20 protein-coding genes are annotated in these 23,513 nt (G+C 67.1%); 9 read left to right on the top strand and 11 right to left on the bottom strand.

Annotated features, from left to right (window positions below; translation table 11 throughout):
- From AC1RL5_RS13780 to AC1RL5_RS13740, 9 genes are all read left to right on the top strand, one after another.
- Window positions 1-810 (top strand): substrate-binding periplasmic protein, encoded by an 810-nt coding sequence (locus AC1RL5_RS13780; protein ID WP_492589563.1) that lies wholly within the window; start codon window positions 1-3, stop codon window positions 808-810.
- Complete coding sequence (locus AC1RL5_RS13775; protein ID WP_492589562.1) at window positions 807-3,062, top strand: ATP-binding protein; 2,256 nt, start codon at window positions 807-809, stop codon at window positions 3,060-3,062. Before AC1RL5_RS13780 ends, AC1RL5_RS13775 begins: the two co-directional genes overlap by 4 nt.
- 208 nt (window positions 3,063-3,270) lie before the next feature.
- Window positions 3,271-4,674, top strand: coding sequence for an amino acid permease (locus AC1RL5_RS13770; protein ID WP_015635402.1), 1,404 nt, complete (start codon window positions 3,271-3,273; stop codon window positions 4,672-4,674).
- Between the two features lie 570 nt (window positions 4,675-5,244).
- Window positions 5,245-6,036, top strand: a complete 792-nt coding sequence (locus AC1RL5_RS13765; RefSeq protein ID WP_011061006.1) for an enoyl-CoA hydratase/isomerase family protein — start codon at window positions 5,245-5,247, stop codon at window positions 6,034-6,036.
- Window positions 6,037-6,253: 217 nt separating this feature from the next.
- A complete protein-coding gene (locus tag AC1RL5_RS13760) occupies window positions 6,254-7,414 on the top strand; it encodes an acyl-CoA dehydrogenase family protein (RefSeq protein WP_011061007.1) in 1,161 nt (386 codons plus the stop codon).
- A gap of 21 nt (window positions 7,415-7,435) precedes the next feature.
- Window positions 7,436-9,535, top strand: coding sequence for an acetate--CoA ligase family protein (locus AC1RL5_RS13755; protein WP_492589561.1), 2,100 nt, complete (start codon window positions 7,436-7,438; stop codon window positions 9,533-9,535).
- Window positions 9,536-9,545: 10 nt separating this feature from the next.
- A complete protein-coding gene (locus tag AC1RL5_RS13750) occupies window positions 9,546-11,153 on the top strand; it encodes a 5-guanidino-2-oxopentanoate decarboxylase (RefSeq protein WP_492589560.1) in 1,608 nt (535 codons plus the stop codon).
- Between the two features lie 26 nt (window positions 11,154-11,179).
- Window positions 11,180-12,388 carry a pyridoxal phosphate-dependent aminotransferase gene (locus tag AC1RL5_RS13745; protein WP_072452210.1) on the top strand — a complete coding sequence of 403 codons (1,209 nt, stop codon included), beginning with the start codon at window positions 11,180-11,182 and terminating at the stop codon, window positions 12,386-12,388.
- Window positions 12,389-12,397: 9 nt separating this feature from the next.
- On the top strand, window positions 12,398-13,102 hold the full coding sequence (locus AC1RL5_RS13740) for an NAD(P)H-dependent oxidoreductase (protein WP_492589559.1): 705 nt from the start codon (window positions 12,398-12,400) through the stop codon (window positions 13,100-13,102).
- Window positions 13,103-13,246: 144 nt separating this feature from the next.
- Here the strand turns inward: AC1RL5_RS13740 and AC1RL5_RS13735 are convergent, their stop codons facing one another.
- The 11 genes from AC1RL5_RS13735 to AC1RL5_RS13685 form a co-directional block, all read right to left on the bottom strand.
- On the bottom strand, window positions 13,247-14,218 hold the full coding sequence (locus tag AC1RL5_RS13735) for a 2-hydroxyacid dehydrogenase (protein WP_207239131.1): 972 nt from the start codon (window positions 14,216-14,218) through the stop codon (window positions 13,247-13,249).
- 18 nt (window positions 14,219-14,236) lie between these two features.
- Entirely contained in the window at window positions 14,237-15,532 is a 1,296-nt protein-coding gene (locus AC1RL5_RS13730) for an MFS transporter (RefSeq protein WP_015635407.1), read from the bottom strand.
- 137 nt (window positions 15,533-15,669) lie between these two features.
- Window positions 15,670-16,632 (bottom strand): sugar kinase, encoded by a 963-nt coding sequence (locus AC1RL5_RS13725; RefSeq protein WP_065363898.1) that lies wholly within the window; start codon window positions 16,630-16,632, stop codon window positions 15,670-15,672.
- Window positions 16,625-17,407, bottom strand: coding sequence for a sugar phosphate isomerase/epimerase family protein (locus AC1RL5_RS13720; RefSeq protein WP_103407465.1), 783 nt, complete (start codon window positions 17,405-17,407; stop codon window positions 16,625-16,627). Before AC1RL5_RS13720 ends, AC1RL5_RS13725 begins: the two co-directional genes overlap by 8 nt.
- Before the next feature lie 66 nt (window positions 17,408-17,473).
- The gene (locus tag AC1RL5_RS13715; protein ID WP_047336608.1) at window positions 17,474-18,490 is read right to left on the bottom strand and encodes a LacI family DNA-binding transcriptional regulator; all 1,017 of its coding nucleotides are present in this window, start codon (window positions 18,488-18,490) and stop codon (window positions 17,474-17,476) included.
- Between the two features lie 142 nt (window positions 18,491-18,632).
- Window positions 18,633-19,565, bottom strand: coding sequence for an alpha/beta hydrolase (locus tag AC1RL5_RS13710; RefSeq protein ID WP_145713796.1), 933 nt, complete (start codon window positions 19,563-19,565; stop codon window positions 18,633-18,635).
- An 88-nt stretch (window positions 19,566-19,653) separates the two neighbouring features.
- Window positions 19,654-20,595, bottom strand: a complete 942-nt coding sequence (locus AC1RL5_RS13705) for a choline ABC transporter substrate-binding protein (RefSeq protein ID WP_103407463.1) — start codon at window positions 20,593-20,595, stop codon at window positions 19,654-19,656.
- A gap of 127 nt (window positions 20,596-20,722) precedes the next feature.
- The gene (locus AC1RL5_RS13700) at window positions 20,723-21,334 is read right to left on the bottom strand and encodes a LysE family translocator (protein ID WP_093408470.1); all 612 of its coding nucleotides are present in this window, start codon (window positions 21,332-21,334) and stop codon (window positions 20,723-20,725) included.
- Window positions 21,335-21,384: 50 nt separating this feature from the next.
- Window positions 21,385-22,224 (bottom strand): AraC family transcriptional regulator, encoded by an 840-nt coding sequence (locus AC1RL5_RS13695; protein ID WP_011061019.1) that lies wholly within the window; start codon window positions 22,222-22,224, stop codon window positions 21,385-21,387.
- 80 nt (window positions 22,225-22,304) lie between these two features.
- Window positions 22,305-22,946 (bottom strand): DUF1345 domain-containing protein, encoded by a 642-nt coding sequence (locus AC1RL5_RS13690; RefSeq protein ID WP_065363903.1) that lies wholly within the window; start codon window positions 22,944-22,946, stop codon window positions 22,305-22,307.
- A 137-nt stretch (window positions 22,947-23,083) separates the two neighbouring features.
- On the bottom strand, window positions 23,084-23,513 hold a 430-nt coding region (locus AC1RL5_RS13685; RefSeq protein WP_492589558.1), incomplete at its 5' end, for an autotransporter outer membrane beta-barrel domain-containing protein.

The raw sequence follows: 23,513 nt of genomic DNA, 5'->3' as shown, positions 1-23,513 counted from the left end.
TTGCTGCGTCGCGCGCTGGTGCTGTGCCTGGGCCTGTGCCTGATCCCGCTGGCCGGCGCGACCTGGGCCGAGCCCGCGCCGCAGCCCCAGCCCGTGCTGCGTTATTGCGACTACCCGGTGTACCCGCCGATTTCCTGGAGCGACGGCCAGCAAGTGCGCGGGCTGGCGCCGACCCTGGTGCGTCAGGTGCTGGGGGACCTGGGTTATCAGGTGCAGGTGGTGGTGCTGGGCAACTGGAAGCGCTGCCTGCTGGACGCCGCTGCGGGCCGGGTGGATGTGGTGCTGGCCTACAGCACCAGCCAGCGCCAGCAGGACCTGCTGTTTTCCCGGGTGCCGGTGCTGCGTGAGGAGGTGGCGCTGTTCGTCAACCGCCGCAACCTGCCGAGTTTTACCCACTTGCAGGACCTGACCGCCTACCGCGGCGGCCTGCTGTTCGGCGAGAGCTACGGCCAGGATTTCGACCGCGAAGTGGTGCAGCACGGCAACATCGAATGGGTCTCCAGCAGCCAGCAGAACTTCGGCAAGCTGATCCGCCGGCGCATCGATTTCATCCCCCATGAACGCCGCACCGGGCAGCTGTTTATCGAGCAGCTACCGGGGGCCGAGGACATAGTCGCCTTGCCCCAGGCGGTGAGCGTCGACTACCTGCGCCTGGCGGTGTCGCGCCACTCGCCCCTGGCGCCGCGCATGGCCGAGATCGACACCCAGTTGCAGCGCCAGGTGGACAGCGGCGCGGTGCAGCGCTGGCTTGGGCAAAGCCAGGACGACTACCGCGCCATGCTCAAGGCCCAGGTCGAGGACCGGCCATGATTGCGCTGCGGCCCAGCGGCCTGTTGCGCCGCCTGCTGCTGTTTATCCTGCTGTTCAGCCTGTGCTTCACCGTGCTCGCCAGCAGCGTGCAGCTGTACTTCGAATACCGCCGGGAAATGCGCGACATCGACAGCCGCATGGAGCTGATCCGCGCCGGTTACCTGGGCAGCCTGGAACGCAACCTGTGGGACCTCAACCAGGAGCAGCTGACCGTGCAGTTGCAGGGGCTGGTGGACTTTTCCGATGTGGCTCGGGTGCACCTGATCAGCAACGACTTCGACTTGCAGCAGGGCAGTGCCGAGCTGATCGGGCCGTTGCGGGTGGAGCGTTTTCCCTTGAGCTATCAACCGCCGTCCGGGCCGCTGCGCCAGCTCGGCGAGTTGCAGGTCAGCACCGATCTGGGGGCGGTGTACCGGCGCCTGTACGCCACCGGGCTGGCCAGCCTGTTGTGGATGAGCGTGTTTCTCTGCGGGCTGGCGGTGGCCTTGTCCGGGCTGTTCTACCGCCTGGTGACCCGGCACCTGCAAGTGATGGCCGATTTCGCCCGGCGCGTGGCGGCCGGCGAGCTGCACGAGCCCCTGCACCTGGACAAGCGCCAGCGCCCCGGCGGCGACGAGATCGACACCGTGGCCCGGGCCCTGGACGACATGCGCCGGGCGGTGCTCGACGACGTGCAGCGCCGCGAAGCCGACCGATTGGCCTTGCAGGACAAGCGCGACGAATTGCAGAAAATGGTCCAGCGCCGCACCGCCAGCCTGATGCACGCCAAGGACGAGGCCGAAGCCGCGAACCTCGCCAAGTCGCGCTTTCTGGCGACCATGAGCCATGAACTGCGCACCCCCTTGAATGGCATCCTCGGCATGGCCGAACTGCTGCGTTCGGCGCCCCTGGGCAGCCAGGATCGCCAGCGCTTGCAGGCCCTGCACCAGGCCGGGGAGGGGCTACTGAGCATCCTCAACGAAGTGCTGTCCTTTGCCCGGTTGGAGGAGGGCGAAAGCCGCCCGGAAGTGCGGGACTTCTCCCTGCGTCAGTTGCTGGAAGAAGTCACCACCTTGTTGCAGCCCCGGGCCGAGGCCAACCGCACCCGCCTGGAATTGCACATCGACGAACAACTGGCACCGCGCCAGCAGGGCGCCGAGCAGTACCTGCGCCAAGTGCTGAGCAACCTGCTGGCCAACGCCATTCGTTTTACCGAAGACGGCTGGGTGCGGGTCGAGGTGCAGGTGCTGCACAGCGCCGCCGAGGGCCAGCGCCTGCGCTGCTGCGTGCGCGACAACGGCATCGGCATTGCCGCGTCGATGCGCGAAAAGATCTTCGAGCGTTTCGTCCAGGCCAGTGATGAAGTCAGCCGCCGCTATGGCGGCACTGGCCTGGGATTGGCCATCTGCAAGCACCTACTGCAGCAACTGGACGGACGCATTGGCGTCGACAGCGAGTTGGGGCAGGGCAGTTGTTTCTGGTTCGAGCTGGTGCTGGGGGTGGGTCAAGAGCCTTTGCCGTCGCCACAGCTTCAGGTGCCGGCGCAGGGTTTGAAGATCCTGGTGGTCGAAGACGTGGCCCTCAACCGCGAAGTGGCCAGCGGCCTGCTGCAGCGTGACGGCCATCAGGTGTGGCTGGCGCAAGACGGTGAAACGGCCCTGGCCCTGTGCCGGCAGCAAGCCTTCGACCTGTTGCTGCTGGATGTGCACCTGCCCGGCATCAGCGGGGTCCAGTTGTGCCGGGACATCCGCCTCCGTCCCGGGCCCAATCGGCAGGTGCGGATCTTCGCCCTGACCGCCAGCGTCCAGCCGTCTGTGGTGCGCAGTTATCTGCAGGCCGGGATGCAAGGCATTCTCGGCAAGCCGTTGCAGTTGGCCAGCCTGCGTCAGGCGCTGGCCGGGCAACTGCAGCCACCGCCGTTGCAGGCCCCGCAAGGCTTGCTCGACCAGGGCTTGCTGGACACTCATCGCAGTCTGTTGGGCGAGCAGAAGTTGCAGGACCTGCTCCAGATCCTGGCCGATGCCCTGGATCAGCAACAACCACTGTTGGCCGACGCCCTGGCCGCCGAAGACTGCACCGAGGTCCTGCACCTGGCCCATCGGCTGGCGGGCAGTGCCGACTCCCTGGGGTTTTGCGCGCTGGCCCGGGTGCTGCGGGAGTTGGAGGAGGCGGCGCAGCAGGCGGATCGCCCGGCTCTGGCGTTCCTGGCGGCGAGGCTGCAGCAGCCCTGGCAAGAGTCTCGGGCCTTGCTGCAGCGCTTGCTGGCGGCCTGACGTACAAAATCCTTACGACTTTTTACATCTTCGATCTTTTGATTCAACCCGAACTTACATGGCTTTCCAATAATCGCTTGAGCCGCGCCCGCCGCGGCCTTCGAAGCTTATTGGAGATAATAATAATGAACTGCCTGCAAGCTGCTTGTGCCCCACGTCCCGTCCCATCGCCCCGCGCCCTGCGCCTCACCGACTGCTGAGGTGCACCATGACGACCAGTACTGAACGCAAAGGCATCCAACTGACGCGCTCGCTGAAGAGCCGGCACATTTTCATGCTGTCCCTGGGCGGGGTGATCGGCACCGGGCTGTTCATGGGCTCCGGGGTCACCATCAACCAGGGCGGGCCCTGGGGGGCGATCCTCTCCTACCTGGTGGCCGGCTTCCTGATGTACCTGGTAATGGTCTGCCTGGGCGAGCTGTCGGTGCAGATGCCGGTGTCCGGCTCGTTCCAGGCCCACGCCACCAAGTACATCGGCCCGGCCACCGGCTTCATGATCGGCTGGGTCTACTGGATGAGCTGGGCCACCACCGTGGGCCTGGAGTTCACCGCCGCCGGCATGCTGATGCAGCGCTGGTTTCCCGGGGTGCCGATCTGGTACTGGTCGGCGCTGTTCGTGGCCTTGCTGTTCGGCATCAACGCCCTGGCCACCCGGGCCTTTGGCGAGGCCGAATACTGGTTCGCCGGGGTCAAGGTGCTGGCGATCCTGAGCTTTATCGTGGTGGGCGCGCTGGTGATCTTCGGCGTCATCGACCTGCCCAGCGGCGCCCCGGCGCCGATGTTCGACAACCTCAAGGGCGACTCACTGTTCCCCAACGGCCTGCCGGCGGTGTTCGCGGTGATGATGACCGTGGTCTACGCCTTCCAGGGCTGCGAGATCATGGGCGTGGCCGCCGGTGAAACCGACCAGCCGGAAAAAAGCATTCCGCGTGCCGTGCGCAACGTGGTGTTTCGCGTGCTGATCTTCTACGTGCTGGCAGTGATGGTGCTGGCGGCGATCATTCCCTGGCAGCAGGCCGGGCTGGTGGAAAGCCCCTTCGTCCAGGTGTTCGATATGGTGGGCATTCCCTACGCCGCCGACCTGATGAACTTCGTGATCCTCACGGCGATTCTTTCGGTGGGCAACTCCGGTTTGTATGCCTCCACGCGCATCCTCTGGGCCATGTCCAAATCCGGCATGGCGCCCAAGGCCCTGTCGCCACTGAGCAAACAAGGCGTCCCCCTGCGCGCCCTGTTCATCACCCTGTGCTTTGCCCTGATCTCGCTGATGACCAGCTTTATCGCTGCCGACACCCTGTTCATGGTGCTGATGGCGGTGAGCGGCATGGCCGGCACTGTGACCTGGATTGTCATCGCCCTGGCCCAGTACCGCTTCCGTCGCCAGTTCCTGCGCGAGGGCGGGCAGCTTGAACAACTCAAGTACCGCGCGCCCTGGTTCCCCCTGGTGCCGCTGCTGTGCATCGTCCTGTGCAGTTCGCTGTTCGTGTTCCTGGCCCTGGATGAAACCCAACGGCCGTCGCTGTACTGGGGCTCGGGCTTTATCGCCCTGTGCTACGGCGCCTACTACCTGATGCAGCGCAAACGCCAACTGCAACCTGCAGCCGCCGTGTAGGAGCCGGCTTGCCGGCGAAGCGGCCCTTGAGCCCTGCATCGCCTGGGTCTGCGCCTTCGCTGGCAAGCCAGCTCCTACATTAAGCAGGCACATCCTACAGACCCGCCCCGTAGGAGCCGGCTTGCCGGCGAAGAGGCCCGCAAGCCTTGCATCGCCCGGGCGGACGCCTTTGCTGGCAAGCCAGCTCCTACATTAAGCAGACACATCCTACAGACCCACCCCGTAGGAGCCGGCTTGCCGGCGAAGGGGCCCGCAAGCCTTGCATCGCCAGGGCCTGCGCCCACGGGGGCCCAACCACCGCAACTTCCTGCGGTCCTTTGCGCAGCCTCGCAGGCTCGGCAGCGGCTACAGAGCCCGCGCGGGAGGTTGTAGGCGGTTGTTCGAAGTTGTAACAGAGGCGCCCGAAGCAACGATTGATTCTGATTAATATCTATTTAAAACAACGAGTTATGTGTGTTTATCAGAATGAGGACAGGCCTCGATCAACCAATTGCCGCCTTGTTGAACACTCGTTTAGTATGGCCCTCACGTCACCTCCCTCACGCCAACCACAATAATTCGAGGACGCACATGACCCCTTCATCGTCGCTGCTCAGCCGGGTCGAAGCCGGCGTAGCCTGGATCACCCTCAACCGCCCGGAGCAACGCAACGCCCTGGACATCCCCACCCTCAAGCAACTGCATGCCTTGCTGGAGCACTGCAACAGTGACCCGGCGGTACGGGTGCTGGTGCTGACCGGCAGCGGCCGCAGTTTCTGCGCCGGGGCCGATCTGGCGGAATGGGCCGAAGCCGAGGCCCGGGGCGCCCTGGAAAGCTACGGCTGGACCGAAACCGCCCACGCCTTGATGACCTGCCTGCACAGCCTGGACAAACCCACCATCGCCGCCATCAACGGCACGGCGGTGGGCGGTGGCATGGACCTGGCGCTGTGCTGCGACCTGCGGGTGGCGGGGCAGTCGGCGCGCTTCAAGGCCGGCTACACCAGCATGGCCTACTCGCCGGACGCGGGGGCCAGCTGGCACCTGCCGCGCTTGATCGGCAGCGAACAGGCCAAGCGCCTACTGTTCCTCGATGAGTTGTGGAGCGCCGAACGCGCCCTGGCCGCCGGTTTGGTCGGCGAGGTGTGCGCCGACGAGCAACTGATCGGCAGCGTCAGCGAGCTGGCGGCGCGCCTGGCCACGGGCCCGACCTTCGCCTTTGCCCAGACCAAGAAGCTGATCCGCCAGGGCGCCGACCGCAGCCTGGCGCAGCAACTGGCCGCCGAACTGGCCGCCGGCCTGCTGTGCGGGCGCAGCGCCGACGGCGCCGAAGCCCTGCGTGCCGTCAGCGAAAAACGCCCGCCACGTTTCCAAGGGTTGTAGGGGCGGCCGGGCGGCGTTCCGCTTGCCGGCGAAAGGGCCCCTGGGCCATGCGCCCATTTTGTAGGAGCCGGCTTGCCGGCGAAGGCGCCCGCAAGAACAGCGCCTGATTCAAGGGCCTGTTCGCCAGCAAGCTGGCTCCTACGGGAAGGTTTTTTCGCCAGATCGTCCTGCCAGATCACTGGTTTTTTTGCACCGTCAATCACTCACAGGTAGCGCCATGAATTTCCAACTCAGCCAAGAACAAGAAATGTTGGTGGACGCGGTTCGCAGTTTTGTCAGCAAGGAGTTGCTGCCCCACGAAGAGGCGGTGGACCGCGCCGATGAGGTCAGCGCCGACCTCGCCGGGGAGATCCGCAGCAAGGCCATCGCCGCTGGCTTCTATGCCTTCAACATGCCGGAAGAAGTGGGTGGTGGTGGCCTGGACTACCTGTCCCAGGCGCTGATCGAGCGCGAGCTGGCCAAGTGTTCCTGGGCCCTGCATGTGTTCGTTGCCCGGCCGTCGAAAATCCTCATGGCCTGCACCGGCTCGCAGATCGGCGACTACCTGCTGCCCTGCGTGCAGGGGCGCAAGGTCGACTGCTTCGCCCTGACCGAACCCGGGGCCGGCTCCGACGCCAATGCGATCAAGACCCGCGCGGTGCGCGACGGCGGCGACTTCGTGCTCAACGGCAGCAAGCACTTCATCAGCCACGCCGGGCATGCGGATTTCGCCATTGTCTTTGCGGTCACCGGCACCTATGAGCACAACGGCCGCCAGCGCAACGCGGTGACTTCGTTCCTGGTGGATCGCGACACCCCGGGCCTGACCATCCGCCGTGGCCCCAAGTGCGTGAGCAACCGTGGCTACCACACCTTCGAGATGTTCTTCGACGACTGCCGGGTACCGGCTTCCAAAGTGCTGGGGGAGGTGGGCAAGGGTTGGGAAGTGGCCAACGCCTGGCTCACCGCCGGGCGAGTGATGGTCGCCGCCAACTGCGTCGGGCAGGCCCAGCGCGCCCTGGATGCCTCCTTGCAATGGGCCGCGGACCGCAAGCAGTTCGGCCAGGCCATCGGCAGCTACCAGGGGGTGTCGTTCAAGCTGGCGGACATGGCCACGCAGATCCGCGCCGCCGAGCTGTTGACCCTGCACACCGCCTGGAAGATGGACCAGGGCAGCATGACCGATGGCGAGGCCGGCATGGCCAAGCTGTTCGCCAGTGAAGTGCTGGGCCGGGTGGCCGACGAGGCGGTGCAGATCTACGGCGGCATGGGCCTGATGGACGAAGGCCCGGTGGAACGCATCTGGCGCAATGCGCGGATCGAGCGGATCTGGGAAGGCACTTCGGAGATCCAGCGCCACATCATTTCCCGTGAACTGCTGCGGCCGCTGATGCGCTGAGCGCCCTGGAGAATTGCCGTCATGTCCCAGACTTTGCGTGACAATCTCAAGCGCCTGCTGGCCCCAAGGCACCTGGCTTTCGTCGGTGGGCGCAGCATGGCCCGGGCCCTCAAGCGCTGCGCCGAAGGCGGTTTTACCGGGCCCATGTGGCTGGTCAACCCGCAGCATGCCGAGCTCGACGGCGTGCCGTGCGTGGCCAGCATCGAACAGCTGCCCTGCGGCCCGGATGCGGTGTTCGTCGCCACCAACCGCGAGCTGACCCTGACCTGCGTCGCGGCGCTGGCGGCCAAGGGCGCCGGCGGGGCTATCTGTTACGCCTCGGGCTTTGCCGAAACCGGCGCCCAGGGCCAGGCCCTGCAGCAGCAACTGCTGCAGGCGGCCGGCGACATGGCGCTGTTGGGCCCCAACTGCTACGGCCTGCTGGACTACCTGCACAGCGCCGCGCTGTGGCCGGTGGCCCATGGCGGCCAGCCCGTGGAACGCGGTGTGGCGGTGCTGACCCAGAGCGGCAACTTTGCCTACAACCTGTCCATGAGCGATCGCTCGCTGCCGGTGGCCTACATGGCGTCGGTGGGCAATCAGGCGCAGCTGGGCATTGCCGAATTGATGGACGTGCTGCTGGACGAGCCGCGGGTGACCGCCATCGGCCTGCACCTGGAAGGCCTGAAGAACGTGCCGGGTTTTGCCCGGGCGGCGCATAAAGCCCTGGAGAAGGGCATACCCATCATCGCCCTGAAGACCGGGGTGTCGCAGATCGGCGCCGAGCTGGCCTTGAGTCACACCAGTTCGCTGTCGGGATCGGACGCGCTGTACGACGCGCTGTTCCAGCGCCTGGGGGTGATCCGGGTCAGCGGCCCGGTGAGTTTTGTCGAAACCTTGAAGGCCGCCTCCTGCGGGCAGTTGCCGGCTGGCCCGCAGCTGATGGCCCTGGCCTGTTCCGGGGGCGATGCCGGGCTGATCGCCGACTACGCCGAGCGCAACGGCCTGCAGTTGCCCAAGCTGGATGCCGGGCAATGCGCCGAGCTGGCCGGGGTGCTGCCGGGCTACGCCAACCTGGTGAACCCGCTGGATTTCACCACCGCCATCTGGGGTGATGCCCAGGCCCTGCAAGCCATGCTCGACACAGCCCTGCGTACCGAGGCCGACAGCGCCATGCTGGTGCTGGATTACCCGGCCGAATTTACCGGCGAGCGCAAGGAATGCGACCTGCTGCTGGAGCTGTTCTGCGCCGCGTTGCAGCGCCACGGCAAGCGCGGTTTTGTCACTTCGGCCTTTCCCGAGCTGCTGCCGGCCAGTGCCCGCGAGCGTTTGCACGGCCATGGCATTCCCGCCTTGCAAGGGGTGGAGGACGGCCTGGCGGCCTGGGGCCGGATCGTCGCCTATCAACAGCGGCGCCCGGTGTTGCTGGCCCTGGGGGAGTCGGCCCTGGTGCCGCTGTGCCCGCAGGCTCTGGACGGTAGCGCTGTGCTGCTGGACGAGTGGCAGTCCAAGCAGGCCTTGCGCGCCTTTGGCCTTTGTACCCCGGACGGCGTGTTGACCACCCCCGGGCAGGCCCTGAGCGCGGCGGCGGGCATTGGCTACCCGCTGGTGCTCAAGGCGGTGAGCGCCGAGCTGCCGCACAAGACCGAGGCCGGGGCGGTGGCCCTCAATCTCAAGGACCCTGAAGCCCTGAGCGCCGCATTGCGGCTGATGCGCACGCGGATTGCCGAGCATGCGCCGGGGCTGGCCTTTGAACAGATCCTGCTGGAACCCATGGCCGCGGCGCCCCTGGCGGAGCTGATTGTCGGCATCAAGCGTGAGAACGACTTCGGCCTGGCCCTGGTGATCGGCGCCGGCGGGGTGCTGGTGGAACTGCTCAAGGACAGTCGCAGCCTGCTGCTGCCCACCACCGAAGGGGCGATCCGCCAGGCCTTGCTCAGCCTGCGCAGCGCCGCCTTGCTGCAAGGCTTTCGCGGGCGCCCCGAGGCCGATCTTGAGGCCCTGGTGGCGGCCATCGGCGCGGTGGCGGACTACGCCTGCGAACACGCCGGGCAACTGCTGGAACTGGATGTGAACCCATTGTTGGTCGGTGCCCAGGGCACCGTCGCGGTCGATGCGTTGATTCGCCTTGGCCAGGCTTGAGGAGAGAGACATGCACGATCAGACCTTGACCGGTGGCCAGGCCCTGGTGCGGCTGCTGGCCGGCTATGGCGTCGACACGGTGTTCGGCATTCCCGGGGTGCACACCCTGGAGCTGTACCGCGGGCTGCCCGGCAGCGGCATCCACCATGTGCTGACCCGCCACGAGCAGGGCGCGGGCTTCATGGCCGACGGTTACGCCCGGGTCAGCGGCAAGCCCGGGGTGTGCTTTGTCATCAGCGGCCCGGGGGTGACCAACGTCGCGACCCCCATCGGCCAGGCCTACGCCGACTCGATCCCGCTGCTGGTGATTTCCAGCGTCAACCACAGCGCCAGCCTGGGCAAGGGCTGCGGCTCGCTGCACGAAACCCAGGACCAGCGGGCGATTACCGCGCCTATCACCGCCTTTTCGGCCCTGGCCCTGAGCCCGGAAGATTTGCCGGAGCTGATCGCCCGGGCCTTTGCCGTGTTCGACAGCCAGCGCCCGCGCCCGGTGCACATCAGCGTGCCCCTGGATGTGCTGGCGGCCAAGGTGGCCCGGGACTGGACCGGCGAGGTGCGGCGACGCCCCGGGCGTGGCCTGGCCGCGGCGGCGGATATCCAGCAGGCGGCGAACACACTGCGCAACGCCAAGCGGCCGATGATCATTGCCGGTGGCGGCGCGCTGCACGCGGCCGAGCAACTGCGGGCCCTGAGCACGCGCCTGGGGGCGGTGTTCTTCAGCAGCGTCGCCGGCAAGGGCCTGCTGCCGGATGAAGCGCCACTGAACGCCGGGGCGACTTTGTGCGTGGAGCCCGGCTGGCAGTTGATCGCTCAGGCCGACGTGGTGCTGGCGGTGGGCACCGAAATGGCCGACACCGACTACTGGCGCGAGCGCCTGCCGCTGAACGGCGAGCTGCTGCGCCTGGATATCGACCCGCGCAAGTTCAATGACTTCTACCCGTGCTCGGTGGCCTTGCATGGCGATGCCCGGGCCACCCTGGACGCCTTGCTCCAGGCCTTGCCACCCACACCGGCCGACGCGGGGGCGGCGATTCATGCGGTGGCCGATCTGCGCCAGGCGGTGCAGAACGGGCAGGGGCCCTTGCAGCAGATTCACCGCTCGATCCTGCAACGCATTGCCGCCGAGCTGCCGGAGCACGGGTTTATCGCCAGCGACATGACCCAGCTGGCCTACAGCGGCAACTACCTGTACCCGACCCGGGCCACCCGCAGTTGGCTGCACCCCACCGGCTACGGCACCCTCGGCTACGGCTTGCCGGCCGGCATCGGCGCCAAGCTCGGTGCCCCCGAGCGGCCTGGGCTGGTGCTGGTGGGCGATGGTGGTTTTCTCTACACCGTGCAGGAGTTGGCCACGGCGGTGGAGGAACTGCGCAGCCCGCTGGTGGTGCTGCTGTGGAACAACGATGCCCTGGGGCAGATCCGCGATGACATGCTGGACCTGAACATCGAGCCCATTGGCGTGCTGCCGCGCAATCCGGATTTTGCCGCCCTGGCCCGGGCCTTTGGTTGCAGCGTCAGCCAGCCCGCCAGCCTCGATGAGTTGCAACAGGAACTGCGCGAGGGCTTTGCCCGCAACGGCGTGACCCTGATCGAACTCAAGCACGCCTGCGCGCGCTGACCATCCCTTTTTCCTGGAGCTTGTGCATGCGCTTTTCTCGACTGACCCAACGTATTGCCGGAGACGGCGCCGCCGCCTGGGACATTCATTACCGGGCCCTGGCCAAGCGCGAACGCGGCGAAGAGGTCTGGTTGCTGTCGGTGGGCGACCCGGATTTCGACACCCCCCAGCCCATCGTCCAGGCGGCCATCGACAGCCTGCAGGCCGGCCACACCCATTACGCCGATGTGCGCGGCAAGCGGGCCTTGCGCGAGGCCATCGCCCGCCGCCATCAGCAGCGCAGCGGGCAAGTGGTGGATGCCGAGCAAGTGGTGGTGCTGGCCGGTGCCCAGTGCGCCCTGTACAGCGTGGCCCAGTGCCTGCTGGACCCGGGTGACGAAGTGATAGTGGCCGAGCCGATGTACGTCACCTATGAAGCGGTGTTCGGTGCCTGCAACGCCCGGGTGGTGCCGCTGCCGGTGCGGGCCGAGGACGGCTTTCGGGTGCAGCCCGAGGCGGTGGCCGCGCGCATCACCGGCAAGACCCGGGCCCTGGTGCTCAACAGCCCGCACAACCCGACTGGCGCGAGCATCCCCCGGGCCACCTGGGAAGCCCTGGCGGCGCTGTGCATCGAACATGACCTGTGGCTGATCTGCGACGAGGTCTACAGCGAGCTGCTGTACGAGGGCGAGCATGTCAGCCCGGCCAGCCTGCCGGGCATGGCCGAGCGCACCGCGACCCTCAATAGCCTGTCCAAGTCCCATGCCATGACTGGCTGGCGCCTGGGCTGGGTGGTGGCGCCGACGGCCCTGGCCGCGCACCTGGAAAATCTCGCCCTGTGCATGCTCTACGGCTCACCGGAATTCATCCAGGACGCCGCCGTGGTGGCCCTGGAACAGCCCTTGCCGCAACTGCAAGAGATGGCCCAGGCCTATCGCCAGCGGCGGGACCTGGTGTGCGACTGCCTGGCCGATTGCCCCGGTGCCCGGCCGTTGAAACCCGATGGCGGCATGTTCGTCATGGTCGATATCCGCGCCACCGGGCTCAGCGCCCAGGCCTTCAGCGAGCGCCTGCTGGATGAGCAGGGCGTCTCGGTGCTGGCCGGCGAAGCCTTCGGCCCCAGCGCCGCCGGGCATATCCGCCTGGGGCTGGTGCTGCAGCCGGATGACTTGCGCGAAGCCTGCCGGCGCATCGCCTTGTGCGCCCGGCAGTGCCTGGCCGAACGCGATGCCCCTGTTACTGTGCAACCTGTCTGAGGAAGCTTCATGAATGTGTTGATCGTCCACGCCCACCCCGAACCGCAGTCCTTCACCGCCGCCTTGCGTGACCAGGCCCGCAGCACCCTGGAGGCCCAGGGACACCAGGTGCAGGTCAGCGACCTGTACGCCATGAACTGGAACCCGGTGGCCAGCGCCGCGGATTTTGCCTCCCGGGACAACCCGGATTACCTGGTGTATGCCCTGGAACAGCGCTTGGGGGTGAAGAACCAGAGCATTGCCGCGGATATCCAGGCCGAGCTGGACAAGCTGCTGTGGGCCGACCTCTTGATCCTCAACTTCCCGGTGTTCTGGTTCTCGGTGCCGGCCATGCTCAAGGGCTGGATCGACCGGGTGCTGGTGTCGGGGGTGTGTTATGGCGGCAAGCGTTTCTATGACCAGGGCGGGCTGGCGGGCAAGAAAGCCCTGGTGACCCTGACCCTGGGCGGGCGCGAGCACATGTTCGGCGAAGGCGCGATTCACGGCCCGCTGCAGGACATGCTGCGCCCGCTGCTGCGCGGCACTTTGGCCTATGTCGGCTATGACGTGCTGGAACCCTTCGTGGCCTGGCACGTGCCCTACATCAGCCAGGAGGCTCGCGAAGCCTTCCTGCACAGCTACCGCCAGCGCCTGCAGCACCTGGCGGACGACCAGCCCCTGGTCTTCCCGCGCCTGGACCAGTTCGACGAAGCCCTGCATCCACTACCCCTGTAGCCGCTGCCGCAGGCTGCGAACGGCTCCGTAGGAGACGCAGGGATCTTCGCGGCGACAGGGGGTTGTCTGGATATCGCCAGGCAAGGCCCTGCGGGCCTTTTCGCAGCCTCGCTAAAGCTCGGCAGCGGCTACAGGGTTATAGGGTTACAGGGCGGCGGGGTTGACCAGGTTCGGTGGGCGCTGGCCGGCCAGGGCCGCCAGCAGGTTGTCCACTGCGCAGCGGGCCATGGCTTCGCGGGTTTCGTGGGTGGCCGAGCCGATGTGCGGGGTGGCCACAACGTTGGGCAGTTGCAGCAGCGGGGAGTCGTGGTCCAGCGGCTCGCGTTCGAAGACGTCCAGCCCGGCGCCGCGAATCCGCCGTTGTTGCAGGGCTTCTATCAGCGCCGCTTCATCCACCACCTTGCCCCGGGAAATATTGATGAAGATGCTTTCGGGGCGCATCAGGGCGAACTCCCGGGCGCCGATCAGGCCCTGGGTGCGTTCGGTCAGGGGCAGGGTCAGGCAGATGAAGTCGGCTTCCTCAAGCAGTTGCTCCAGGCTCCGGTACTGGGCATTGAAGCGTTGCTCCACCGCGGGCTTGGGCCGGGTGCTGTGGTAGATCAGCGGCATGCCGAAGCCGAAATGCCCGCGCTGGGCCAGGGCTTCGCCGATGCGCCCCATGCCGATGATGCCCAGGGTCTTGCCGTGGACATCCGTGCCAAAGTGCGCCGGCCCGATGTTGCGCTGCCATTGCCCGGCGCGCACCAGGTTGGCCAGTTCCACCACCCGCCGGGCGGCCGCCAGGATCAGCGCGAAGCCGGTGTCGGCGGTGGTCTCGGTGAGCACGTCGGGGGTGTTGCTGAGCAGGATGCGGCGCTGGGTCAGGTAGTCGATGTCGTAGTTGTCGACCCCCACCGAAACGCTGGCCACCGCCCGCAACCGGGGCGCCAGGTCCAGCAGTTCGGCGTCCAGGCGCAGGCTGGCACCCAGCAGCCCGTCGGCGCTCGGCAGCGCCTGGCGCAGGGCATTCAGCCCCGCCGCGTCGAGGGTTTCGATCAGGGTCACCTGCGCCTGCTCCTGCAGGCGCGCCATCAGCATTGGGGAGAGTTTCTTGTACAGCACCAGGTGTTTTTTCATGGGGTTCTCTAGACCGTTTCAAGGGTGGGCCAGGCGCCGGCGCAGGGGCAGGGCCTTGGCCTGCGGCTGGTCGGCACCGGGTTTGAGCAACAGGGTCAGCAGTACCGAGAGCAGCAGCGCGCCGCTCATCAGCAGGTAGGAGGCGCCGGGGGAGCCGGTGGCGCTGTTCAGGTAGCCCACCAGGTAGGAGCCGCCGAAGGAGCCCAGGGCGCCCATGCTGTTGATCAGGGCCATGGCGCCACCGGCGACGTTGGCCGGAAGGATCTCCGGGACGATGGCGAAGAACGGCCCGTAGGGCGCGTACATGCAGGCCCCGGCGATCACCAGCAGGCTGTAGGACCACCAGAAGTGCTCGGCCCCCAGCAGGTAGGAACCGTAGAAAGCGATGGCCGCCACCAGCAGCGGCGGCCAGACGAAGCGCTTGCGCTTCTGGGTGCGGTCCGAGCCCCAGGACACCGCCAGCATGGCGATCACCGCCGCCAGGTAAGGCAGGGCCGAGAGCCAGCCGGCTTCCACCATGTCCATCTGCGCGCCGTGCTTGAGGATCGACGGCAGCCACAGGACAAAGCCGTAGACCCCGATGCTCCAGCAGAAGAATTGCAGGGCGAGGATGATCACCTTGGGCGAGCGGAACGCCTCGGCGTAGTTCTTCACCGCCTTGATCCCTTGCTGTTCGGCAGCCAGGGCACTTTCCAGGTCGCGTTTTTCGTCCTGGCTCAGCCACTGCGCCTGGCTGGGTCGGTCATCGGCCAGGCGCCACCAGATAAAGGCCCAGATCACCGCCGGCAGGCCTTCGATGATGAACATCCAGCGCCAGCTGAAGTGCTGCACCAGGTAGCCGGAGACCACCGACATCCAGAGCATGGTCACCGGGTTGCCGAGGATCAGGAAGGTGTTGGCCCGGGAGCGTTCGGCGCGGGTGAACCAGTGGCACAGGTACACCAGCATCGCCGGCATCACCGCGGCCTCTACCACCCCCAGCAGGAAGCGGATGCCGATCAGCATGTAGGCGTTGGCGACTATCCCGGTGAGGGTGGCCAGGCCGCCCCAGAGGATCAGGCTGACGAAGATCAGCTTCTTCACGCTGCGCTTTTGCGCGTAGATCGCCCCGGGCACCTGGAAGAAGAAATAGCCGAGGAAGAACAGCGCCCCCAGCAGCGAGGACAGGCCGGGGGTGATCTGCAGGTCGTCGGCCATGCCCGAGGCCGCGGCGAAACCGTAGTTGGCGCGGTCCAGGTAGGCCAGGCTGTAGGTGATGAAGACGATGGGCATGATGTACCACCAGCGGCGGGTGGCGAGTTTGAGCGTGTCCATGAAAGTTCTCCTGAGCTTGTTGTTTTTGTCGCAGCAGGTGGTTCGTGGTGTTCGGTCACTGCAGGAGCCGGCTGGCCGGCGAAGGGGCCCTTGGGGCGTGTGTCGCCGGGCGGGCGTCTTCGCTGGCAAGCCAGCGCCTACAGGGCGCTGGCGGTTTTCAGGCTGGGTGTGTGCTCCGGTAGTTCGTGGCGCAAGGGCAGGCCTTCCATGTCGCCACGGCTCTGCACCGCGCGGCTGCCGATCCAGTTGGCCCGCTGCACCGCTTCGAGGATGCCGCGGCTTTCCAGCAGGGCGCTGATCAGGCCCACGGCAAAGCCGTCGCCGGCGCCTACGGTGTCCACCACCTGGGCCACCGGCACGCCGTCGACGAAGCCGGCATCCAGCTGGGTGCGGTAGTAGGCGCCGTGGGCGCCGAGCTTGATCACCACGGCTTCGGCGCCCTGGTCCAGGTAGAAGGCGGCGATGTCCGCCGGGTCGTCGCGGCCGGTGAGCAGGCGGCCTTCGGCGAGCCCCGGCAGTACCCAATGGGCCAGCGCCGCCAGGCGGTTGATCTCGCGGATCATCAGCGCTTCGCTGGGCCACAGGGCGGGGCGCAGGTTGGGGTCGAACGACACGCTGTGCCCGGCGCTGCGCTGGGTGTGCATCAGGTGGCCGGACAGCTCTCGGGCCGAGTCCGAGAGCGCCGGGGGAATGCCGGTGGCGTGCAAGTGGCGGGCTCGCAGCAGGGCCGGGTCGAGGTCGCCGATGGCCAGGTGGCTGGCCGCCGAACCGCGGCGGAAATACTCGACCCGCGGGTCGTCGCCGCCGTCTTCCCGGGACTTGAGCTGAAAGCCGGTGGGATGGATCGGGTCGCAGCGCACGAAACGGCAGTCCAGGCCTTCGGCGCGCAGGGTGTCGAGCACGAAGCGCCCCAGGGAGTCGTTGCCTACCCGGCTCAGCCAGGCCACCTTGAAGCCCAAGCGTGCCAGGCCGATGGCCACGTTGCTGTCGGCCCCGGCGATGCGCTTGTGGAAGTGCTGGACCTGGGCCAGGTCGCCGCCGTGTTCGGCAACGAACATCGCCATGGTTTCGCCGAACGAGAGGATATCGATATCAGGCATCTGCATGCTCCAGGCGCGATTGGCCAAGGTGGGCCAGCAGGCTGACCTGCTCGGTGGTCACTTGCAGCAGGTCGGTGCCTTGCAAGGGGTATTCCACGGCCCGGGTAATACCTTGAGTCATGTGCCGCAGCAGTTGTTCCCATTGATGCAGCTCCGGGGCGCCGGGCGGTATGGCCATCAGCTTGCCGTCGACCCGCAGGCGCACCGCCTTGCAGTGCACGTAGGCCACGTGCCGACCCAGCAGGCGCGCGGCGTTGAGCGCCGATTGCTCCTGCCATTGCCAGTTGCCGATGTCGAAGGTCATGCGCAGCGGCAGGTTCAGTGCCTCTACCGCGCTGAAAAAGCGCTGGAACGGCTCGATGCGCCCGCCGTGGGCGGTCTGGTCGTTCTCCACCAGCAGGGCCAGGGGCTGGCGAAACAGCAGGCTGGCCAGGCTGCGCAGGTCGTGGTGTTCGCGAAAGTGCCCGAGGGACACCTTGAGCCGCTTGGCGCCGAACTCCCGGGCCCGTTGCAGGGTGGCGCTCAGTTGCGGGTTGGGCTCGCTGCGCTCGGCCTGCCACAACTCCAGGGGCGAGGAAAACACGCTTTCCAGACCGTGCTCCGCAGCGCTGCGGGCCAGCTCGGCAGGTTGCTCATGGGTCAGCAGTTCTTCGCGCCATTCGATGCAGGACGCGCCGGCGGCGGCCACCAGGGGAATGAAATGCGCCTGACCCTGTGCGCGCACAAGGTCTGCGCCGTAGCTGGACAAACTGATGGAGACGGGGGATTGCTGCATGTTCCTGACCTCTGAAACCGGTTTCATTTTTGTTCGAGAAAAAAGTGGTGGGTCTTGCCCCCACTGTTACAACCGGGTGGAGCCGCGCACGATCAACTGCGCCGGAAAATCCACCACTCGCGCCGGGGCATCGTCGCCCCGCAGGCGCTTGAGCAGGCATTCGAAGGCACTGGTGCCTATGGCTTCGGTGGGCTGGGCCAGGGCCGTGATGCCATTGCCCACCAGGGGGTACCAGTCCAGGTCGTCGAGGGCGATCAGGCCCACGCCTTCGAACAGCGGGCACTCCAGCTCACGCAGGGCACGGGTGGCGGCCAGGGTCGCCACGCCGTTGGCGCAGAACAGCGCCTTGGGCCCGGGGCCGGGGGCGGCGAGAAAGGCTTGCAACTGGCTGGTCAGGTGGCTGCCGGTTTCCAGCAGTTGGCCGCGCAAGGCCGGACGGCGCTCGATCTCGGCCTGGAAACTGGCGCTGCGCTCCAGCCGCGAGCTGGTGCCGTCATGGGGTTCGCTGACCAGCAGCAGGTCGCGATAGCCCTGCTGCTGCAGGTGGTCGAGGGCGCTGCGCACCGCCGCCGGGTTGTCCAGGCCCACCAGGTCGGCCTGCAACTGCGAGAGCTTGCGGTCCACCAGGACCATGGGCATCTCTTCCTGCAATTGCTGCAACTGTTCCAGGTGGTGGCCCAGGGTGTTCACGATCAGGCCTTCGATGTTGTAGGCCCGCAGGTTGGCCAGGTGCCTGGCTTCCTGTTCGTCGTCGCGGTCGGTGTTGCACACCACCAGACTGTAGCCGTGCTGGCGGCAGGCGGTTTCCACGCCATGCATCACGGCAATCGAATAGGGGTTGCGGATATCGGCCACCAGCATGCCGATCAGGCGGGTACGCCCGCGCTTGAGGCCGCGGGCCATCTGGTTCGGGCGGTAGCCCAGTTCGCTGATGGCCTGATCGATGCGCAGGGCAATGGCATCGGAGAGCAGGGCCCGGTCCTCGCCGATAAAGCGCGACACGCTGGCCTTGGAGACCCCGGCGCGGCGGGCGACATCGAGCATGGTGACGCGGCTGCGCTGGGCGGCGGAAAACTGATTCACGGGCGACGACCTTGTTTTTGGAATTATGGGTTCCAGTTGCGCTGAAACCGGTTTCAGGAAACCGCAAAAGCGCTTCGGCCGTCAATAGTGCAGAGGCAGGAAATAGCATCCACGCAGGTCGGTGGCTGACCAACGGTCGCGTTCAGGGGCGGCCCAGGTGCTGTTCCAGGTAGGCCAACAGGGCGCTGTACAGGGCATCCACTTCAGGGGCCAGGCCCCTGGCACGCAGGCAGCCGTGCACCAGCCCCAGGCCCGGGTACAGCTGGCTTTGCCCACCGGCTGCGAGCAAGTGCTGGTGATAACGCTCGCCGTCATCGCGCAGCGGGTCGAACTGTGCCAGGGCGATAAAGGCCGCGGGCAGGCCGGCGAACTGTTGCGCCAGTAGCGGCCGGGCATAGGCCGAGCGCTGCTGCGGGCCGGGCAGGTACAGGGCCTGGAAACAGTCCAGGTCGCTGCTGCTGAGCAAGGGCGCGTCGGCGCACTGGCTGCGCGAGGGCAGGTTGGCGGCGCCACCCAGGCCGGGGTAGACCAGCACCTGGGCCGCCGGCCCGGGTTCGCCGGCATCGCGCAGGGCCAGGCACAGCGCCGCCGCCAGGTTGCCGCCGGCGCTGTCGCCCATCAGCACCCGGCGCTGCGGGTCCAGTGGCAGGGGCAGCAGCCCTTGTTCCAGGGCCCGCCAGACCCCCAGGCAATCGTCGAAGGCGGCGGGGAACGGGTGCTCCGGGGCCAGCCGGTAGTCCACGGCGATCACCAGTATTCCCAGCTCGCTGGCCAAGCGGGCGGTGATGAACTCGTGGGAGTCCAGGCCCCCCAGCACCCAGCCGCCGCCGTGCAGGTACAACAGCCAGGGCCAGCCCGAAGGTGCAGCCGGGCGCTCGGGGTGATACAGGCGCAGTGGCACCCCGGCCAGTTGCAGCTCCTGTACCGCCAGCCCGGCCGGGCGAGGCGGGGTGAAGGCCCGGCACATGCGCTCGTAGCTGTCGCGCAGGCCCTGGAAGCTGCTGTCGACGCTGGTGTAGCTCAGGGTTCGCTGGACAAAGGCCGTCAGCTCGGCAGAAAGCGGGTAATGGTTCATGGACAGTCCTGGAGTGTGGGAGCCGGCTTGCCGGCGAAGAGGCCCGTGAGACCGCCTGCGCCGGCAAGCCGGTTCCTGCAGAGGGTGGCTACAGGCTCGCTTTGACCGCTGCCACGCCATCGCGGCCGTCGAAGGTGGTCACCCCCGCCAGCCAGCGCTGCAGGTCCTCGGGATGCTCGCGCAACCATTGCCGGGCCACCTCCTGGGGCGATTGGCGCTGCATGATGGGCACCATCAGCTGGCTTTCCTGGGCTGCGGTGAAGCTCAGGTTCTTCAGCAGCCGGTCGACGTTGGGGCAGCGCTCGGCATAGTCCGGGGCGGTCACCGTGGACACCGTGGCCGCGCCTTCGTTGGGCCCGTACACGTCCTCGCTGCCGGTGAGGTAGGTGATGGCCAGGTTGATGTTCATCGGGTGCGGGGTCCAGCCGACGAACACCACGAACTCCTTGCGGTTGATCGCCCGCTGCACCGCCGCCAGCATCCCGGCCTCGCCGGACTCGATCAGCTTGAAGCCCTTGAGGCCGAAATGGTCGGTGTCGATCATGGTCTTGATCGTGGTATTGGCGCCGCTGCCGGGTTCGATGCCGTAGATCTTGCCCCCCAGCTGCTCCTTGAAGCGGGCGATGTCGGCGAAGGTCTTCAGGCCCGCTTGCGCCACGTAGTCCGGCACTGCCAGGGTCGCCTGGGCATCGGCCAGGCTGGGCTGGGCCATGACCCTGACCTGCCCGGCGGCCAGGAAGGGCGCGATGTTCTGGTCCATGGCCGGTTTCCAGTAGCCGAGGAAGATGTCCAGGCGCCGGTCGCGAATGCCGGCGAAGATGATCTGCTGCACCGCGCTGGTCTGCTTGCTGTCGTAGCCCAGGCCGCCGAGCAGCACGTCGGCCATGGCGCTGGTGGCGATCACGTCGGTCCAGTTGACCACGCCCATGCGCACGGTCTTGCAGGCGGCGGGCTCGGCGGCCCAGGTCGGGGCACTCAGCAGGGCGCTGGCGCAACAGACCAGGAAACAACGCTTGAACGGTGTTTTCATCGGAGGCTCTCGTGGGGCAGTGGTTTTTGTTCGGGGCGGCGTCTTGTTGCGCCGTGTGCGTCACCCTACAGCGCCCCGGTGCCGAGCCAAAGGCACTGGAGCGACCGCCCGTTGCACTGTGGCGACCTCAGGCCCACAGGCTCATCCAGGTGGATGCCAGCAACAGCAGGGCCATGCCCCGATTGAATGCCTGCAGCGCCTGGGGCGAGCGCAGCCAGCGCGCCGAACCGGCCCCCAGCAGTGCCCAGGCGCCCAGGCACGGCAGGGCGATGAGGAAAAACACCAGGGACAGCCACAGCGCCCGCCACTGTCGGTCGGCCTCGGTACCGGCGAACACGCTGACCACCGCCAGGGCCATCATCCAGGTCTTGGGGTTCACCAGTTGCAACGCGGCGGCGCCGGCCAGCCCCAGGCGGCGCGGCTGCCCGGCACTGGCATCCAGGGCGCTGGCCGGGGCCTGCCAGATCTGCCAGGCCAGGTAGCTGAGCCACAGCAGCCCGAGCCACTGCATGGCCTGCTGCACCTTGGGCCTGCCGGCGAGCCAGTCGCCCAGGCCGGCGCCCACCAGCAGCACGATCCCGGCCGCGGCCAGCGCCGCGCCGAGGATGATCGGCGGCGCCGCCCGCAGGCCATGGCGGGCGCTGTTGTTCAGCACCAGGATATTGGTCGGCCCCGGGGTGATGGAGGCGACGAAGGCAAACAGCACAAAGGGCAGCAGGGTCGAGAGAGACAGGGGCATGGCAGGCAACTCCGGTAAGTGATCGGCAGTTGATCCTGGCCCAGGTGCTTTCAGGCGTCTGGAAGCTTTGTGCAGCGCTTGCGATACAACGCCGGGCTCAGCCCGTAGGCACGCATGAACCAGCGCCCCAGGTGGCTCTGGTCGGCAAAGCCCAGGGCCGTGGCGACCTCGGCCGGCGCCGCGCCGCCGGCCAGCAGGCGGCGTGCCCGACTCAGGCGCAGTTGCACCAGGTAGGCATGGGGTGGCAGGCCGAAGGCGGCCTTGAAGGCGCGGCTGAGGCGAAAGCGGTCGACCCCGCAGGCCTGGCTCAGGGCTTCCAGGCTCAGGTCCTGGGCCAGGTGCGCATGCAGGTAGTCCCGGGCCCGTTGCGCCACCAGCGGCAGGCGCGGGTCCTGGGCGTAGCGCCGGCGCCAGTGCAAGTGCCCGGTCAGTTGTTCCAGCAACTGGTCCAGGGCGCTCTGGCGGACGATGCGCAACTCGCCATGGTGCAGGCTGTGAAAGGCCGCGCTGGTGGCGCTGGCCAGGCGCGGATCGCTGGCCAGGGTACTGCCGAATGCCAGTTGGGCATTGGCCGGCGCCTCGGCGAACAGCGCCCCCAGTTCGCGCTCCAGCCACTGCGGGTCGAGGTACAGCATGCGGTAGGTAAAGCCGCCCTCGGTGGGGGCCTCGCCGTCGTGGATTTCCCCCGGTTCCAGCAGGAACACCTTGCCCGGCGTGCTCTGGTGCCGGGCCCGGCGGCAGTTGAACTGCTGCACCCCTTGCTCGGTGACGCCCACCAGGTAGCTGTCGTGCCAGTGCGGGTCATAGGCGTGGCCGGTGAAATGGGCCCGCAGGGTCTCGATGCCGGTGTCGGCATCCTGGGCCAGGTCGATCCAGTTGGGCGTGGTCATGGGGCGGTCCGTGGGGCGTGGCGGCAACCCTGGCAGTTAACGCCGGTGCCAGGGCTGGGGTCTAGAAGTTTTGTGCAGCCTCAACTGAACAGCCCGGCGGCGATATTGATCGAGAAACCGAGGATCGCGGTGTTGAACAGAAAGCCGATCAGCGACTGGGCGAGGACGATCTTGCGCAGCTCGCGGGTGGCCACGCCGACGTCCGAGGTTTGCACCGCCACGCCGATGGTGAAGGAGAAATACAGGAAGTCCCAGTAGTCCGGGTTGGTCGGGCCTTCGGCAAAGCGCAGCGCCGGTTCCTTGCCGTCCCAGGTGTAGTACAGGCGCGCGTAGTGCAGGCTGAAGATCACCCCCACCAGCAGCCACGAGCCGATCACCGTCAGCCCGGTGAAGCCGTAGTGGACCAGGCGCTGGGTGCTGTCCAGGTCCTTGCTGCCCACCAGCTCCAGGGTGATCGCCACCAGGCTGGCGATGGCCGCCACACAGACGATCAACAGCACCAGGCCGGCGTTTTCATCCTCGGCTTCGGCGATACGCCTGACCTCATCGGCGCGAGCCCGAACGGTGAGCCAGAACATCAGTGCCAGGTAGCTCCAGACAGCGGCGTTCCAGCCAATGAGGATCTTGCCGGTCAGGCTCTGGGCAGGAGCGAGCAGACCAATGGCGCAGCCGATCAGGACGCCGATGGTCAAGCGGGGGTGGGTGCGGATGACGACGGACATGGGCATTTTCGCGAGAGTGGAAGTGACCAAACCTTAGCATGGCGCCTGGCTCCCGGGCCTGCCCGAATCACGGAATGGCGAACGTGCACCCGCGTCCCCGGCCGGCTTCAAATTCAGGCCGGTGGGGCAGGCTGCTATCAGAACTGATAAGTGAAGGCTGTCTGAATACCGGTCACATCATTGCCACCTGGTTGCTGCGCCCAGAACACGCCCGTATGCACGGCGCTGTGTTCGTTCAGGGCATAGCTCACTCCCGTGCCGGCCCCCAGGCGAGCGTCGTGCTGTTTTCCGGCCTGGTAGGTGTAGCGCCCCAGGTACTCCATTTGGGCTTGAAAGGCATCGCGCTTGTTGCGCAGGTCCTGGGTCAGCTCCAGGTTGGCACTGAGCTCCAGCTGCCGGGTGAGCTTTTTGGCGCCCCGCACACCGAGGTTCAGGCTGGTGGTCGTGCGGCCCATTTTCGCGTAGCTGGCCGCAAACACCGCGCCGCTGCTTTCACGATAGCCCTGGCGGCTGACCTGAGTCTGGCTGAGGCCCAGATACGGCGTCAGGGTCATTGCATTGAGCATC

Source organism: Pseudomonas sp. GW822-FHT06D10 (assembly GCF_058799535.1).
The sequence above is the reverse complement of the archived record's forward strand: the minus strand, read 5'-3'. Positions and strand labels throughout refer to the sequence as shown.

Excerpts from the sequence above, each read along its gene's own strand:
- AC1RL5_RS13775 (WP_492589562.1), top strand. The coding sequence starts at position 807 with ATGATTGCGCTGCGGCCCAGCGGCCTGTTGCGCCGCCTGCTGCTGTTT.
- AC1RL5_RS13770 (WP_015635402.1), top strand. The coding sequence starts at position 3,271 with ATGACGACCAGTACTGAACGCAAAGGCATCCAACTGACGCGCTCGCTG.
- AC1RL5_RS13765 (WP_011061006.1), top strand. The coding sequence starts at position 5,245 with ATGACCCCTTCATCGTCGCTGCTCAGCCGGGTCGAAGCCGGCGTAGCC.
- AC1RL5_RS13760 (WP_011061007.1), top strand. The coding sequence starts at position 6,254 with ATGAATTTCCAACTCAGCCAAGAACAAGAAATGTTGGTGGACGCGGTT.
- AC1RL5_RS13755 (WP_492589561.1), top strand. The coding sequence starts at position 7,436 with ATGTCCCAGACTTTGCGTGACAATCTCAAGCGCCTGCTGGCCCCAAGG.
- AC1RL5_RS13750 (WP_492589560.1), top strand. The coding sequence starts at position 9,546 with ATGCACGATCAGACCTTGACCGGTGGCCAGGCCCTGGTGCGGCTGCTG.
- AC1RL5_RS13745 (WP_072452210.1), top strand. The coding sequence starts at position 11,180 with ATGCGCTTTTCTCGACTGACCCAACGTATTGCCGGAGACGGCGCCGCC.
- AC1RL5_RS13740 (WP_492589559.1), top strand. The coding sequence starts at position 12,398 with ATGAATGTGTTGATCGTCCACGCCCACCCCGAACCGCAGTCCTTCACC.
- AC1RL5_RS13735 (WP_207239131.1), bottom strand. The coding sequence starts at position 14,218 with ATGAAAAAACACCTGGTGCTGTACAAGAAACTCTCCCCAATGCTGATG.
- AC1RL5_RS13730 (WP_015635407.1), bottom strand. The coding sequence starts at position 15,532 with ATGGACACGCTCAAACTCGCCACCCGCCGCTGGTGGTACATCATGCCC.
- AC1RL5_RS13725 (WP_065363898.1), bottom strand. The coding sequence starts at position 16,632 with ATGCCTGATATCGATATCCTCTCGTTCGGCGAAACCATGGCGATGTTC.
- AC1RL5_RS13720 (WP_103407465.1), bottom strand. The coding sequence starts at position 17,407 with ATGCAGCAATCCCCCGTCTCCATCAGTTTGTCCAGCTACGGCGCAGAC.
- AC1RL5_RS13710 (WP_145713796.1), bottom strand. The coding sequence starts at position 19,565 with ATGAACCATTACCCGCTTTCTGCCGAGCTGACGGCCTTTGTCCAGCGA.
- AC1RL5_RS13705 (WP_103407463.1), bottom strand. The coding sequence starts at position 20,595 with ATGAAAACACCGTTCAAGCGTTGTTTCCTGGTCTGTTGCGCCAGCGCC.
- AC1RL5_RS13700 (WP_093408470.1), bottom strand. The coding sequence starts at position 21,334 with ATGCCCCTGTCTCTCTCGACCCTGCTGCCCTTTGTGCTGTTTGCCTTC.
- AC1RL5_RS13695 (WP_011061019.1), bottom strand. The coding sequence starts at position 22,224 with ATGACCACGCCCAACTGGATCGACCTGGCCCAGGATGCCGACACCGGC.
- AC1RL5_RS13690 (WP_065363903.1), bottom strand. The coding sequence starts at position 22,946 with ATGTCCGTCGTCATCCGCACCCACCCCCGCTTGACCATCGGCGTCCTG.